Annotated in this window: 11 protein-coding genes and 1 tRNA gene; 4 read left to right on the top strand and 8 right to left on the bottom strand. The window is 61.1% G+C overall.

From position 1 onward, the window contains the following. Window positions 1-18: 18 nt before the first annotated feature. The 4 genes from ACIOUG_RS22870 to rluD all read right to left on the bottom strand — a co-directional run bounded on the left by ACIOUG_RS22870 (window position 19) and on the right by rluD (window position 4768). Window positions 19-94, bottom strand: a tRNA-Asn gene (locus tag ACIOUG_RS22870). Window positions 95-391: 297 nt separating this feature from the next. Then, entirely contained in the window at window positions 392-2956 is a 2565-nt protein-coding gene (clpB, locus tag ACIOUG_RS22865) for an ATP-dependent chaperone ClpB (RefSeq protein ID WP_007963856.1), read from the bottom strand. Window positions 2957-3086: 130 nt separating this feature from the next. Further along, window positions 3087-3809, bottom strand: coding sequence for a peptidoglycan editing factor PgeF (gene pgeF, locus ACIOUG_RS22860; RefSeq protein ID WP_401068854.1), 723 nt, complete (start codon window positions 3807-3809; stop codon window positions 3087-3089). Continuing rightward, complete coding sequence (rluD, locus tag ACIOUG_RS22855; protein WP_401068852.1) at window positions 3806-4768, bottom strand: 23S rRNA pseudouridine(1911/1915/1917) synthase RluD; 963 nt, start codon at window positions 4766-4768, stop codon at window positions 3806-3808. The genes pgeF and rluD overlap by 4 nt, the downstream gene beginning before the upstream one ends. Before the next feature lie 151 nt (window positions 4769-4919). On the opposite strand from rluD, the gene ACIOUG_RS22850 reads away from it, so the two are divergent. From ACIOUG_RS22850 to ACIOUG_RS22835, 4 genes are all read left to right on the top strand, one after another. Further along, window positions 4920-5942 (top strand): outer membrane protein assembly factor BamD, encoded by a 1023-nt coding sequence (locus tag ACIOUG_RS22850; protein WP_401068851.1) that lies wholly within the window; start codon window positions 4920-4922, stop codon window positions 5940-5942. Window positions 5943-6068: 126 nt separating this feature from the next. Further along, complete coding sequence (locus tag ACIOUG_RS22845; RefSeq protein WP_401068850.1) at window positions 6069-6302, top strand: PP0621 family protein; 234 nt, start codon at window positions 6069-6071, stop codon at window positions 6300-6302. Next, complete coding sequence (locus tag ACIOUG_RS22840; protein ID WP_401068859.1) at window positions 6292-7881, top strand: sensor histidine kinase; 1590 nt, start codon at window positions 6292-6294, stop codon at window positions 7879-7881. The genes ACIOUG_RS22845 and ACIOUG_RS22840 overlap by 11 nt, the downstream gene beginning before the upstream one ends. Continuing rightward, complete coding sequence (locus ACIOUG_RS22835; protein ID WP_401068849.1) at window positions 7878-9224, top strand: sigma-54-dependent transcriptional regulator; 1347 nt, start codon at window positions 7878-7880, stop codon at window positions 9222-9224. The genes ACIOUG_RS22840 and ACIOUG_RS22835 overlap by 4 nt, the downstream gene beginning before the upstream one ends. A 115-nt stretch (window positions 9225-9339) precedes the next feature. On the opposite strand, the gene thiO is transcribed toward ACIOUG_RS22835, so the two are convergent. From thiO to ACIOUG_RS22815, 4 genes are read right to left on the bottom strand one after another with little or no spacing between them, the layout of a single operon-like run. Continuing rightward, entirely contained in the window at window positions 9340-10440 is a 1101-nt protein-coding gene (gene thiO / locus ACIOUG_RS22830; protein ID WP_401068847.1) for a glycine oxidase ThiO, read from the bottom strand. Between the two features lie 57 nt (window positions 10441-10497). Next, window positions 10498-10899, bottom strand: a complete 402-nt coding sequence (locus tag ACIOUG_RS22825) for a type IV pilin protein (protein WP_401068845.1) — start codon at window positions 10897-10899, stop codon at window positions 10498-10500. Window positions 10900-10914: 15 nt separating this feature from the next. Beyond that, a complete protein-coding gene (locus ACIOUG_RS22820) occupies window positions 10915-13995 on the bottom strand; it encodes a pilus assembly protein (protein ID WP_401068843.1) in 3081 nt (1026 codons plus the stop codon). Next, window positions 13982-14461, bottom strand: coding sequence for a PilX N-terminal domain-containing pilus assembly protein (locus ACIOUG_RS22815; protein ID WP_401068841.1), 480 nt, complete (start codon window positions 14459-14461; stop codon window positions 13982-13984). The genes ACIOUG_RS22820 and ACIOUG_RS22815 overlap by 14 nt, the downstream gene beginning before the upstream one ends. Window positions 14462-14467 lie beyond the last annotated feature (6 nt).

Genomic DNA, 14467 nt, shown 5'->3' with positions numbered 1-14467 from the left:
AAAACCCCGGCTTGAAATTGGCTCCGTGACCAGGACTCGAACCTGGGACCCAATGATTAACAGTCATTTGCTCTACCGACTGAGCTATCACGGAACTACATATTTCAATTTACAACGGTGAAACTTGAAGCTTCTCGACATCGTTTTCGCATCGCTGCGTTCGTGTGTCTGAGGCGCGCTATTCTACAACCTAGAACACCTCTGTCAACCCCCTAAATTGCTTTCAAGTTAATGATTTGCAACTTATTTCAGTTTTCAACCCAGTGGGTTGAAACGCTGCCGGTGACTGACTGCGGGGCGCACTTTACAAGCCTTTTCCTTAGAGTTCAACAGCCTAACGAAAAAAAGGCCTCGCAAAGCGAGGCCTTCCTTATTTCATTGGCGTTGCCGCTCAGTCGAAAACGATTTCGTCGTTCACGACCTTGCCGGTTGCCGTGTCGCCCGGCAGGAAATGCCCCGACAGGATCAACTGCGCCAACGGGTTTTCGATCCAGCGCTGGATCGCACGCTTGAGTGGACGTGCGCCATACACCGGGTCGTATCCCACCGCAATCAACTTGTCCATCGCTTCCGGACTCAGTTCCAGCTTCAGCTCGCGCTCGGCCAGACGACTGCGCAGACGGCCCAGCTGGATCTCGGTAATGCCCGCGATCTGATCCCGCGCCAATGGCTCGAAGATCACCACTTCGTCGACCCGGTTGATGAACTCCGGACGGAAGTGACTGGTCAGCGCGTCCATCACCGCTGCACGCTGCGCCTCACGGTCACCCACCAGTTCCTGGATCTGCGACGAGCCGAGGTTCGAGGTCATGACGATCACGGTATTGCGGAAATCCACCGTGCGGCCGTGGCTGTCGGTCAGTCGTCCATCCTCCAGCACTTGCAGCAAGATGTTGAACACGTCCGGATGCGCCTTCTCGACCTCGTCCAGCAGGATCACCGAGTAAGGCTTGCGACGCACCGCTTCGGTCAGGTAACCGCCCTCCTCGTAACCAACGTAGCCTGGTGGCGCACCGATCAGCCGTGCCACGGAATGTTTCTCCATGAACTCGGACATGTCGATCCGCACCATCGCCTCTTCAGTATCAAAGAGGAATTCGGCCAGCGCCTTGCACAGCTCGGTTTTACCGACACCGGTCGGGCCGAGGAACATGAACGAGCCGCTTGGACGATTCGGGTCCGCCAGCCCGGCACGCGAACGGCGTACCGCGTTGGCGACCGCGACCACTGCTTCGTCCTGACCGATCACGCGCTGATGCAACAGGCTTTCCATCTTCATCAGCTTGTCGCGCTCGCCTTCGAGCATTTTCGACACCGGAATACCGGTCCACTTCGAAACGACTTCGGCGATTTCCTCTTCGGTCACCTTGCTGCGCAGCAACTGGTTTTCGCTCTTGCCGTGCTGGTCGACCATTTGCAGGCTGCGTTCCAGATCCGGGATCACCCCGTACTGCAATTCGGCCATGCGGTTGAGGTCGCCTTTACGGCGCGCCGCTTCCAGTTCCTGACGCGACTGTTCGATCTTTTGCTGAATCTGCGCCGAACCCTGAACCTCGGCTTTTTCCGAGTTCCAGATTTCTTCCAGATCCGAGTACTCACGCTCGAGGCGGACGATTTCTTCCTGGAGTTTTTCCAGGCGCTTCATCGCCGCTTCATCGCTTTCTTTCTTCAGTGCCTGGGATTCCACCTTCAACTGAATCAGGCGACGCTCCAGACGATCCAGCACTTCCGGCTTGGAGTCGATCTCCATGCGAATACGGCTGGCGGCCTCGTCAATCAGGTCGATGGCTTTGTCGGGCAGCTGCCGATCCGTGATGTAGCGATGGCTGAGCTTGGCCGCGGCAATGATCGCGCCGTCGGTGATCGCCACTTTGTGGTGAACCTCATAACGCTCCTTGAGGCCACGCAGGATGGCGATGGTGTCTTCTTCGCTCGGCTCGTCCACCAGGACTTTCTGGAAACGCCGCTCAAGCGCCGCATCCTTCTCTATATATTGGCGGTACTCGTTGAGCGTGGTTGCGCCGACGCAGTGCAGCTCGCCGCGCGCCAGTGCCGGTTTGAGCATGTTGCCGGCATCCATCGAGCCCTCGCCCTTACCGGCGCCGACCATGGTGTGCAGTTCGTCGATGAACAGAATGATCTGCCCTTCCTGCTTCGACAGTTCATTGAGCAGGGCTTTCAGGCGTTCTTCGAACTCACCGCGATACTTGGCACCGGCAATCAGCGCGCCCATGTCCAGCGACAGCAGACGTTTGCCCTTGAGGCCGTCCGGCACTTCGCCGTTGATGATGCGCTGCGCCAAGCCTTCGGCAATCGCGGTTTTACCCACGCCTGGCTCACCGATCAGCACCGGGTTGTTCTTGGTGCGACGCTGCAGTACCTGAATGGTGCGGCGAATTTCGTCGTCACGGCCGATCACCGGATCGAGCTTGCCGTCTTCGGCGCGCTTGGTCAGGTCGACGGTGTATTTATCCAGCGCCTGACGCGACTCTTCGTGGTTGGCGTCATTCACCGCCTCACCACCGCGCAGGTTGTTGATCGCGTTTTCCAGGGCTTTCTTGCTCACGCCCTGGCCGAGCAACAGCTTGCCGAGTTTGCTGTTCTCGTCCATCGCGGCGAGCAGCACCAGCTCGCTGGAAATGAACTGGTCGCCCTTCTGCTGTGCCAGACGATCAGCCTGATTGAGCAGGCGCGCCAGATCCTGCGACATGTTGACGTCGCCGGTCGGGTTCTGGATTTTCGGTAATTGGTCGAGCTCTTTGGTCAGCTCTTTACGCAAGCTGTTGACGTCGAAGCCCACTTGCATCAACAGGGGTTTGATCGAACCACCCTGCTGTTCAAGCATGGCTTGCATCAAATGCGCCGGCTCGATGGCCGGATGATCGTGGCCGACAGCCAGGGATTGGGCGTCGGACAACGCCAACTGAAGTTTGCTGGTTAAACGGTCTATACGCATGGGGTCACCTTCCTTTTGAGCAGGCCGGACCTAAAAACCATCCTGAATAAAGAAACCTGCCAGATACCACTGTAGATGTGGTCGATTCTGGGAGATTCAAGCGGCGGACAGTTGATGCAGATCAGTCAGTCTAGCGGGTGAGCCAGATTAAGGAGGCGAACCGACCTGTGCGCGACGCACGGCGGTAAGAGAAGAAGCGCGGGTCGGTCACGGTGCAGAAACCGCCGCCATAAACCGCAGTGACACCGCGTTCAGCCAGACGCAGGCGCGCCAGCAGATAGATGTCGGCCATGAACTTGCCAGCATTGTGGCTAGGCACGAAGGCGGCTGCCGCTTGCGGCAGTTGATTGACGAAGACTTCGCGTACTTCCGGGCCGACTTCAAAGGCTTTCGGGCCGATGGCCGGGCCGAGCCAGACCAGCACGTCTGCCGCCGCAGTGTCGAGATGATCGAGGGTGGCTTCCAGCACGCCCGCCGCCAACCCGCGCCAGCCGGCGTGAGCCGCCGCGACGCGAGTGCCGGCACGGTTGCAGAACAATGCCGGCAGGCAATCCGCGGTCATCGCCGTGCAGGCAATACCGGGGGTCGCCGTCCAACTGGCGTCGGCGGTGGCAACCAGGTCCGGATCAGCATGCGCCACGGCAATCCCGTGCACTTGCTGCAACCAGGCAGGCTTTATCGAGAAGTGTTCGGTCAGCCGCCGACGATTCTCGGCAACGGCCTCCGGACGATCATCGACATGATCGCCCAGGTTGAGGCTGTCGAACGGCGCCTCGCTGACACCCCCCTCGCGGGTGGTGACACAGGCCCTGACGCTGGCCGGCGCAGGCCAGTCCGGCGTCAGCCAGTTCATCCGACGAAAGCCTCGCGATCCTGCTTGAGCAGGGTCAGCAGCCAGACGAAATCTTCCGGCAGCGGCGATTCCCAGCTCATGCGCTCACCGCTGGTCGGATGATCCAGTTCAAGGAAGCGCGCGTGCAAGGCCTGACGCGGGAAGTGCTTGAGCGACTCGACCATGGTCGGGTTCGCCGCCGGCGGAATGCGGAAACGCCCGCCGTACGCCGGGTCGCCGACCAACGGAAAGTTGATGTGCGACATGTGCACACGGATCTGGTGGGTGCGACCGGTTTCCAGTTTGACCCGCACATGCGTGTGGGACCGGAAACGCTCCAGCACGCGGTAGTGACTGACGGCCGGCTTGCCGCCTTCCATCACTGCCATGCGCTGGCGCTGCTGGCCGTGGCGACCGATCGGGGCGTTGATCTTGCCCCCGGCGGTCACGACACCGATCACGATGCACTCGTAGATCCGGCTGACGCTGCGGCTTTGCAGCTGGGCAACGAGCTTGGTCTGCGCCTGAATGGTCTTGGCCACCACCATCAGACCGGTGGTGTCCTTGTCCAGACGATGCACGATACCGGCGCGCGGGACATGGATGATGTCCGGCACGTGGTGCAGCAAGGCATTGAGCAAGGTGCCATCGGCGTGGCCGGCAGCCGGGTGCACCACCAGGCCCGCAGGCTTGTTGATCACCAGGATGTCGTCGTCTTCATAGACGATGTCGAGCTCGATGTCCTGGGCGATCCACTCGCCCTGGGCTTCCTGCTCGGCAGTCAGCTCAAGGATGGCACCGCCATGCACGATGTCGCGCGGGCGGATGACCGCCCCGTCCACAGTCAGGCGACCTTCTTTGATCCAGGCGGAAAGGCGCGAGCGTGAGTGCTCAGCGAAGAGTTGGGCGGCGACTTGATCGAGGCGTTGGCCGCCCAAATCGGACGGCACCTCTGCGCGAAGTTCAATTTTATCGGACATGCTCTGACTGGGCGTCGGCACAGCCTTTGGTTTCGGCTGCGCGCTTGTGGTTAAATACGGCGTCTTTTGCCCCGAGGCTTTTCAACGGGGCGCTCATCATAACAGGACGGCCCCGCCCAAGACAGCGGCCGTCATAGGGACGCAAGCCGCCATGCAAGTGAAACACCTGCTGCTGATCGCCATCCTCGCATTGACCGCTGCTTGCTCATCGAAGGAAGTCGTAGACGAAAACCTCAGCGAAGCCGAGCTGTATCAGCAGGCTCAGACTGACCTGGACAACAACAGCTACACCAGCGCCACAGCCAAGCTGAAGGCTCTGGAGTCGCGTTATCCGTTCGGTCGCTACGCCGATCAGGCACAGCTGGAGCTGATCTACGCCAACTACAAGAACTCGGAGCCGGAAGCTGCAAAGTCCGCTGCCGAGCGCTTCATTCGTTTGCATCCGCAGCATCCGAACGTGGATTACGCGTACTACCTCAAGGGTCTGACCTCTTTCGACCAGGACGTCGGCCTGCTGGCGCGCTTCCTGCCGCTGGACATGACCAAGCGTGACCCTGGCGCTGCCCGCGACTCGTACAACGAGTTCGCCCAGCTGACCAGCCGCTACCCGAACAGCCGCTACGCGCCGGACGCCAAGCAGCGCATGATCTACCTGCGCAACCTTCTGGCCGCCTACGAAATCCACGTAGCCGACTACTACCTGACCCGTCAGGCCTACGTCGCCGCCGCCAACCGTGGCCGTTATGTAGTGGAAAACTTCCAGGAGACCCCATCGGTCGGCGACGGCCTGGCGGTGATGACCGAGGCTTACCAGCGTCTGCACCTGGACGAACTGGCCGCCACCAGTCTGGAAACCCTGAAGCTCAACTACCCGAACCACCCAAGCCTGCAGGACGGTCAGTTCGTGCCATCGGTCGCCGAAGCCGACAACCGCTCGTTCCTGAGCAAGGCGACGCTGGGCCTGATCGAATCGCGTCCACCGCTGCCGCCGGGAGAAACCCGCGCCAACCAGGACGTGCAGAAGCAGTTCCAGGACGCGAAAGACGCGATCCCGAACGAGCTCAAGCCTAAAGACGAAAACGGTGACGTGATTGAAGAAGAACATCACGAAGCCGCCGGCAACAACGACGACCGTTCGTGGTTCAGCTACATGACCTTCGGCGTGTTCGACTGATCACACCGGGTGCACAAAAAAGGGAGATCTGCGGATCTCCCTTTTTCATTGCCGCACGTTAATAGTCTGTGCGCTTGCCGGCTCCTTGGCTAAACTGCCGAATCATTAGCCGAAAAGCCGCCCATCATGCTTCGTTTACTGTTCTGGATTGTCCTGATTTTCGCCGCGGTATCGCTGTGGCGCAAATTCAAGGCGCCCGCCGCCTCCGCCCAGTCGCCGCGCGAGCAAGACGCCGCGCCGATGGTGCGCTGCGCCCATTGCGGCGTGCACCTGCCGCGCGACCGCGCGCTGAACCTTCAGCAACAGTGGTATTGCAGCCAGGCTCACCTTGAGCAAGGCCCGGGCACCAGTGATCGCTGAGGCCGCCCACGCCGACAGTAAACAGGCGCAGCGCCTGCTGCGCCTTTATCACCTCTACCGTTTAAGCGTCGGCATCACCCTGGTGCTGTTGATCTCCAGCAACATGGACAACCGCCTGCTGACCTCGGCCGACGACGACCTGCTGCGCAGCGGCAGCTGGCTGTATCTGGTGCTGAACATTCTGCTGGTGGTGTTCCTCGAGAACACCCGCCGCCCGGCGCAATTGTTCACCCTGGCGCTGGTCGATGTGCTGTTGCTGTGCGGCCTGTTCTATGCGGCGGGCGGCGTCGCCAGTGCCATCGGCAACCTGCTGATTGTCTCGGTGGCGATCGCCAACACCCTGCTGCGCCGCCGCATCGGCCTGCTGATTGCCGCCATCGGCGCCCTCGGCATTGTCGCTTCCAGTTTCCTGCTGGGGCTCAGCCAACCTCTGAGTGCCAACAATTATCTACAGGCCGGAACACTCGGCGCTTTGTGTTTTGCGGCTGCGCTGCTGGTCCAGGGCCTGGTCCGCCGCCTGGAAGTCAGCGAGCACCTCGCCGAACAGCGCGCCAGCGAAGTGGTCAGCCTCGAGGCGCTCAACGCCCTGATTCTGCAGCGCATGCGCACCGGCATTCTGGTGCTCGACGGACAGCGCCGGGTGCAACTGGCCAATCACAGCGCGAAAAGCCTGCTGGCACAGTCGCACCTTGAGGGGCATTTGATCGATGACTATTCGCCGGCACTGGTCGAGCGCCTGCAACTGTGGCTGAGCAACCCGACACTGCGCCCACAGAGCCTGAAGATTCCCGGCAACGGCCTGGAACTGCAACCGAACTTCATTGCCCTCGCACAGAGCCCGAACCAACAGACCCTGGTGTTTCTCGAAGACCTTGCGCAGGTCGCCCAGCAAGCCCAGCAACTCAAGCTCGCCGCGCTCGGGCGCCTGACCGCCGGCATCTCCCATGAAATCCGTAATCCGTTGGGCGCCATCAGTCACGCCGCGCAGCTATTGGCCGAGTCCGAGGAACTCGATGGCGCGGATCGGCGTCTGACGCAGATCATTCAAGACCACTCCCAGCGCATGAACCGAGTCATCGAAAACGTCCTGCAACTGTCGCGTCGCCAGCAGAGCGCTCCGCAACGCCTGGATCTCAAGCCGTGGCTGGAACACTTCGTGGCCGAGAGCCGCGAACAGGCGAGCGAGCGCCAGTCGATTCATTTGCGGATCAATTCCGGGGATTTCATCACGCTGATGGACCCCGACCAGCTCACGCAGATTCTCGACAATCTGTTACGCAATGGCTGGCGGCACAGCGCCCTGCTGCACGAGCAGGCCGAAGTCTGGCTGGCGCTGTTCGTCGACCCCGACAGCCAGTTGGCGGTGCTCGAAGTGCAGGACAACGGCCCCGGTGTACCGCCCGATCAGCAGGCGCATCTGTTCGAACCGTTCTTCACCACCAGCAGCCAGGGCACCGGCCTTGGGCTTTATCTGTCCCGTGAGCTGTGCGAAAGCAACCAGGCGCGCCTAGACTTCCAATCACGCCAAGGCGGCGGCTGCTTTCGCATCACCTTTGCTCACGGACGGAAACAAAGTTGAACACGAGCCCACGGCAAAAAATCCTCATCGTCGACGACGAACCGGATATCCGCGAACTCCTGGAAATCACCCTGGGACGGATGAAACTCGACACCTTCAGCGCACGCAACCTCGGCGAAGCCCAGGCGCTGCTGCACAACAACAGCTTCGACCTGTGCCTGACCGACATGCGCCTGCCCGACGGCACCGGGCTGGACCTGGTGCAGTACATCCAGCAACGCTACCCACAACTGCCGGTGGCGATGATCACTGCTTATGGCAGCCTGGAAACCGCGATCAACGCCTTGAAGGCCGGGGCCTTCGACTTCCTCACCAAACCGGTTGATCTCACGCGCCTGCGTGAACTGGTCGTCACCGCGTTGCGCATGCCGGCGGTGGGTGGCGCCATCTCGTCGATAGATCGGCGCCTGCTCGGCGACTCGCAGCCCATGCGCGACCTGCGCAAACAGATCGACAAACTGGCGCGCAGTCAGGCCCCGGTCTACATCAGCGGCGAATCGGGCAGCGGCAAAGAACTGGTCGCGCGGCTGATCCACGAACAGGGACCGCGCACCAGCAAGCCGTTCGTGCCGGTCAACTGCGGGGCCATTCCGTCGGAGCTGATGGAAAGCGAGTTTTTCGGCCATCGCAAAGGCAGCTTTACCGGCGCGGTCGAGGACAAACCCGGACTGTTCCAGGCCGCGCACGGCGGCACCCTGTTTCTCGACGAGGTCGCGGACCTGCCGCTGTCGATGCAGGTGAAATTGCTGCGGGCGATTCAGGAGAAGGCCGTGCGCAGCGTCGGCGGCCAGCAGGAAGCGGTGGTTGACGTGCGCATTCTTTGCGCCACCCACAAGGATCTCGACGCCGAGGTCGCCGCCGGGCGCTTTCGCCAGGACCTGTATTACCGCTTGAACGTGATCGAACTGCGCGTGCCGTCGCTGCGCGAACGGCGCGATGACATCGAAGTGCTGGCTGCGCACATGCTCCAGCGTTTGGCGGCAGGCAGCGGCCGCGCGGCAGCCCGTCTGCACCCGCAGGCGCTGGAGGCGCTGAAGAGTTACCGTTTCCCGGGGAATGTACGGGAGCTGGAAAACGTCCTCGAACGAGCGCACACGTTGTGTGAAAACCAGTTGATCGAGGCCGCGGACTTACGTCTCAGCGAAGGCAATTGCGCGGTCGATGGCGGTATTGCCGACCTGACGCAGATCGACAATCTTGAGGATTATCTGGAGAACGTCGAGCGCAAACTGATTCTGCAGGCGCTGGAGGAAACGCGCTGGAATCGTACGGCGGCGGCGCAGCGCTTGAGTCTGTCATTTCGGTCGATGCGCTACAGGCTGAAAAAACTCGGCCTGGATTGAGGGCCCCTTCGCGAGCAAGCCCGCTCCCACAGTTGATTTTTGTCGTTCACAAAATCCAATGTGGGAGCGGGCTTGCTCGCGAAAGCGGTCTGCCAGGCTACAGAGAAATATCTGACTAAATGCGACCTTCAGGCGCATACGGCGCCGGGTCGATAATCGGTGCCCGCCCCAGCATCACATCGGCAAACAACTGACACGACGCCGGCGCCAGCACCAGCCCGTTGCGGTAATGCCCGCAGTTCAGCCACAAACCCTCAAACCCCGGCACCCGGCCGATATACGGAATGCCCTCCGGCGAGCCCGGACGCAAACCGGCCCAATGCCCCACCACTTCGGCCTCCGCCAGCGCCGGCAGCAGCTCGACCGCCGAGGCCTTGAGGCTCGCCAGCGCGACATCGGTCGGGGTCTTGTCGAAGCCTTCGTGCTCCAGGGTACTGCCGATCAGAATGTGCCCGTCGCGACGCGGGATCGCATACCGCCCCTTGGCCAGCACCATGCTCGGCAAGAAATCCGCCGCACACTTGTAGAGAATCATCTGCCCTTTGACCGGCTCGACCGGCAGCGTCAGGTTCAGCGTCTTGAGCAGATCACCGCTCCACGCCCCGGCCGTCAGCACCACTTGATCGCCGCTGATCAGGCCCTTGGACGTCTCGACGCCCACCACCCGCTCGCCTTCGCGCACAAACCCGCTGACTTCGCATTGCTCGTGAATCGTCACGTTCGGCAGCGCCAACAACGCCGCTTTCAGCGACTTCACTAGCCGTGGGTTTCTGACGTTGGCCACATCGGCCATGTAGATCGCCCGGGCGAACCCGCCCCCCAGCACTGGCACCGCGTCGTGCGCCGCCGAGATATCCACAGCCCGCAGCGGACGATTTTCCCGTGCGGCCCAGGCCAGCGCCTCTGCCTCATCGTCAAGATCCAGCCAGTACAGGCCGGTGGTGTGCACCTCGGGATCAACCCCGGTATCGGTAAACAGCCGCTGGCCCAGCTGTGGATAAAAATCCTGCGACCAATGCGCCAGCGCGGTGACCGCCGGGCTGTAGCGCCACGGGTACAGCGGCGAAACGATACCGCCGCCGGCCCAGGACGATTCCTGGCCGACGTTCGAGCGATCCAGCAGCACCACGCTGCGCACTTCGGAGGCGAGGTTGTAGGCGGTCAGCAGGCCAATCACCCCGCCACCGACAATCACCACTTGCTGTTGCCTGGTCATGTTTGATCCAACCGTAAAAAAGACAGTGGGCGCAAAAGGCGCCTGAAAGAAAGTACCTCAGCGGCCCCAGCAATCCTTGGTGGTCAGCCCGGTGGTCGCGTTGTTCATGCTGCGCACACCGGTGTTGGTCAGGGTGAAATCCCCGCACTTGTCGGTGGCCATGGTCGTGCCGGCCTTGCGGGTCGCGGTCAGCAGGAAGGTCTGGTCAGCGATGGTCGGGGTGATGGTGTAGAAATCATTGCCCGTGCTCAGACCGGTGATGCCGGTGTAGACGTTGTTTTTGGTATAGAAGCGTTCGAGGTTCTGCGCCTGCTCCGAGAGCAGCGACACCACTTCGGCGCGCCGACCTTTTTTCAGGTATTCGGTGTAGCTCGGTGCGGCGATGGTGATGATGATCCCGATGATCGCAATCACGATCATGATTTCGATCAGGGTGAAGCCTCGGTTGAATCTGCGCATGCCTCAAACTCTCACTTACTGTATTTGTCGCCACATGATACGACGGCTGCCGCCGCCGGATTTTTCCACCAGTGTGGTAACGGTGCCACTGGAATCGTTGACGATCTTGCGCGTCGCGCCGTTGACGATGGCGTTCAGGGTCGGAATCCCGCCGGTGAACACCACGCCGCTGGAAATCGTGTCGTTGCTGTCGACCACACCATCGGCATTGGTGTCGAGCACCGCGTAGTTGAGCATCTTACCGCTGAACGCATCCAGTTCGACCAGTTTGCCGGTACCGAAACTGGCACACGGGTCGGTGGTGTCGACACTGGCAGTAGTAAACACGATGCGCCCGAGTACCAGACTGGCCTGATTGATCACCCGCTCGCCGGTCAGCACGTTGTTGTACACCAACGGCAGATACCAGCCCTTCTCCGCCGGATAGGTCGTGTCATTCTGGCTGGTGGTGATGAACTGCCCGGTGCTGCCGGAGAACACCCCGGTCACTGCTTGCGCCTGCAGACTGCTGACGGTCAATTGTCCGGAACCGCCGTCGGCGTCCCACACCGAGTAGAACGCTTGCAGATCCTTGTTGGTCTTGTCGGCGGTTTCGTTGAATTTGCCGGTGCCGACGAAAATCTGTTTACCCCCCAGCGAATTGTCCGCCAGCAACGGCTGCGCGGTGATCGGCTGAGTTGCCCCGCCCGCCGTGGTGAACAGTGGTTTGCCGGAAAATGCCACGCCCCAACTGTCGGTCGACGTCGCGCTCAGGTCGAATTTCCACAAGCGCCCTTTCAAGTCACCACCGTAAGCAGCCTGCACCACGTTCGAGGAATTGACCTTGAGCTTCACCGACGACAAGCCATTGGTGGTTTCGGTGCTGTCGATCACGATCTTCTTGATCAGTGAACCGTCACGCACATCCAGTACATACAACGCCGCCACTCCGGAGTTGCTGCCATAACCATTGGCAATGAACGCCGCCCAGCGACCATCGGCCAAGCGTGCCACTTCCGGCCGGGCATAGGCGTAACCCAGATCATTAAAGGCGTTGGCGGTGTTCGCTGTAGCAGGTGCACTGACTTCCCACAGGGCATTGAGCACATTGCCCGCGGACGCGTCGAACAGCTGCAGCGCGTAGAAAGTCCTGCCACCAGCGCCGGTGCCGCCGATGGCCACGGTTTTCCAGGCACTGTTGAACTGAAGGTCGTAGACCCCGACCTGACCGTCCACCAGAAACTTGTGGCTGACGCCATTGATGTAAGCCGGATCGGCAATCAGCCGCAGCGACGGCAACACGCTGGACGGCATGTAAGCGTAGCGTCGAGTGCCGTTGGCCGAGTTGATCACATTGACGAAACCGTCGTTGGCATTCACCACCAGATTGGCATTCATGTTCGCCGCTTTGGTGGTCAGGTAAGTGGTGTAGGTGGTGTCGCCCGACAGGTCGGAGGCGGTTTTATCGCTGGGCGATGCCAGCACCAGCGGCGAGTTGATGATGTCGCCGAGCAATACACTGCGCACCTTGAGACCGGTCTTGTTGGTGCCCTTGCTCCACTCCACCAGATCACTGCCGCTGATGCCGGTAGGCAGGCTCTGGCTGAGTGCGGTCTGTTGCGCGGCGGAAAAATTGCCGTAGGCCAGCGTCACAGCGGCGTTGCTGCTGGTGTTCCACGATTGATAGGTCGGCGCGGTGGCGCCCGGAACAATGGTGGTGTCGGTGGTCCACAACGCCGCGGAGGTATTCACCGCACCGGCCGAGGTAAAGCCGAAGGATTTGATCGTCCCGCGCCAGTCCTTGGGGTCGTAGCTGGTCTGGAAGTAACTGGTGCCACTGGCCAGCGTGGTGCCGCTGGTGACCCCGCTGCCTCCTGAGCCGGCCTTGGAGGTGATGTCACTCAGTGCCGAGGACAGCGCGGCGTTGAGGCCGGTGCTGTCCGTCGCCTGATAATACTTGCCCTGCCCGTACGCGGCAGCGTCCGACAGCATATCGTTGTCGGCAGTAAAACCCACGGTGTAGGTGTTCATGTTCTGCTTGGGAAAATCCGCCGAACTCCAGCTCTTGCCGGCGAGATCGGTGCCCGTCGAACGCATGTCGATATCGAAGGCGAACTTGGCAATGTCGTCGAGATACAGCGTGTCCCCCTCGTTATCGCCGTTGAGGTTGTTGCCGTCATTGTTGATACCGTCCCAGTTCGGCAGACGACTGCCGCCCAACGGATCGTTGCTCGGAAAGGTGCGGTCGTAGGTCGGCAAACCGTCGGTGATCACCACGCCGTAGTTCTTCTGGCAACGGTACTGGATCGGGCTGGTGTAGGTCGTGGGCGTGCTGTTGTAGTACGGCGCCATACCGCGCATGTAGCGGGTGATTTCGTAGTAGGTTTCTGCCAGCGGCGTGTTGGCCACTGCACCCAGGGCGTTGATTGAGGAAATCAGCGCGTTGTAGTTGGTGTCGGCCTGCGCCTGGGTCACGCTGCCGGAAACCGGCGCCAGGTCGCTGATGGCGCGGGCGATGTAACCGCCATTGCCGGGATTGTTGTTGGTCACCGGGTTAAAGGTCGACAGGCCGATGCGCAGGGTGCGGTTGCTGGTGACCAGCGCGGTGGATACGTTGCGTGCGACGTTGATCCGGTAGTCGTTGGGGATTGAGCCGGTGGTGAAATCTCGGTTGCTGCCGTTCGCCAGCCCGACCAGATAAGCGATGTAGTCCCCGGTGTAGCGGGTGTTGCCATTGCCCACCGGGTCCGGCAGCTTCAGGCACTGTGGGACCAGACTATTGTTGTAGAACGCGAAGGCACCGCCGGAGCAACCGGCAGTCGGCAGATTGGACAGAAACACCGGATCACCGGTGATCGCCGTCGAACTCAGGCACAGGCCGAGCAACGCATTGCATTGGCGTGCCGGGGTACGCGTGAGCGTCGGATCGAATCCCGCCGCATAAATGATGCTGTTCATGCTGCCGGAGTCGTCGATCAGCAACATCACGTTGGGCGGCACCGCAGCGGCACTCAGCAGCGGAGAGTCCGAAGGCGTGAACGCGTAGGCCGGCGCTGCCAGATAAAAGCTCAGCAGCATGCCGGCCAGCAGTGACCAGCAGCGCTCAATACTTCGCATAGACACTCTCCACCACACTGCGCGAAGTACCGGCGATGCCCACCGCCGTCACTCGATACAGCGTTGCCGAGGTATTGCTCGGCACGTTGACCGCCGTGAGGGTAGTGCCAATGTTCTGCACACCGTAGAAGCCATTACCGGCAGCGATCCACGTCACCCCGGAAGTCGAATTGAGCCCCGCCGCACTCACCACCGTAGACTCCGCCGGCGGCGCACATTGCGTGGTGCTGGCACATACGGCCAGCGAGTAACTGTCGAGCTGCACCGCACTCTCGCCAATGCGTAACGCCGCCTCGGCGGTCTGGAACGACTGATTGCGCAGGCTGACGCTGCCGGCCATTTTCTCCTGCAGGTTGGCACTCTGCATCGAGGACAGCCCGATCAAGGTCAGCAGCAACAGAAACACCAGACTGACCAGCAGTGCCATGCCGCGCTGGGTTTGCCGCTGGCCGAATGTAATTCGCATCAGCCC

This window comes from Pseudomonas sp. NPDC087803, assembly GCF_044742995.1.
GTDB lineage: Bacteria > Pseudomonadota > Gammaproteobacteria > Pseudomonadales > Pseudomonadaceae > Aquipseudomonas.
The sequence above is the reverse complement of the archived record's forward strand: the minus strand, read 5'-3'. Positions and strand labels throughout refer to the sequence as shown.

Bases quoted from the DNA above. Each gene is read 5' to 3' on its own strand.
- clpB (WP_007963856.1), bottom strand. From the start codon at position 2,956: ATGCGTATAGACCGTTTAACCAGCAAACTTCAGTTGGCGTTGTCCGAC.
- pgeF (WP_401068854.1), bottom strand. From the start codon at position 3,809: ATGAACTGGCTGACGCCGGACTGGCCTGCGCCGGCCAGCGTCAGGGCC.
- rluD (WP_401068852.1), bottom strand. From the start codon at position 4,768: ATGTCCGATAAAATTGAACTTCGCGCAGAGGTGCCGTCCGATTTGGGC.
- ACIOUG_RS22850 (WP_401068851.1), top strand. From the start codon at position 4,920: ATGCAAGTGAAACACCTGCTGCTGATCGCCATCCTCGCATTGACCGCT.
- ACIOUG_RS22845 (WP_401068850.1), top strand. From the start codon at position 6,069: ATGCTTCGTTTACTGTTCTGGATTGTCCTGATTTTCGCCGCGGTATCG.
- thiO (WP_401068847.1), bottom strand. From the start codon at position 10,440: ATGACCAGGCAACAGCAAGTGGTGATTGTCGGTGGCGGGGTGATTGGC.
- ACIOUG_RS22825 (WP_401068845.1), bottom strand. From the start codon at position 10,899: ATGCGCAGATTCAACCGAGGCTTCACCCTGATCGAAATCATGATCGTG.
- ACIOUG_RS22820 (WP_401068843.1), bottom strand. From the start codon at position 13,995: ATGCGAAGTATTGAGCGCTGCTGGTCACTGCTGGCCGGCATGCTGCTG.
- ACIOUG_RS22815 (WP_401068841.1), bottom strand. From the start codon at position 14,461: ATGCGAATTACATTCGGCCAGCGGCAAACCCAGCGCGGCATGGCACTG.